Source organism: Microbacterium sp. IEGM 1404 (genome assembly GCF_030056775.1).
Classification (GTDB): domain Bacteria; phylum Actinomycetota; class Actinomycetes; order Actinomycetales; family Microbacteriaceae; genus Microbacterium.
The window spans coordinates 1-241 of the sequence record NZ_JASHKP010000017.1; the positions used below are offsets into that span (position 1 = coordinate 1).

Genomic DNA, 241 nt, shown 5'->3' on the forward strand with positions numbered 1-241 from the left:
CGCGATCGACGACGATCGCCCCCTCCACCGCGAGTACGTACCGCCGCTGCGTCGGCACGTCGAGCACGGTCGCCGGATCGTCGTCGCCGGCATCGCGGGGGCGTCGCGCGGCCAGCACCGCACGGATCGCCGGGGCCTCGGCCTCCACCTCCCGCGCCGCGAACGCCAGCTGCACGCCGTCGGCGGCGGCGGGCGCGGCCGTGGAGTCGAAGGCGACCCCGGATGCCCCCCCCGACGCCGC

The 241-nt window shown here is 78.8% G+C and carries 1 protein-coding gene; it reads right to left on the reverse strand.

The features are described from left to right. Positions 1 to 241, reverse strand: a 241-nt coding sequence (locus QM517_RS18115; protein WP_283289554.1) for a hypothetical protein, incomplete at both ends; no start/stop codon positions are given.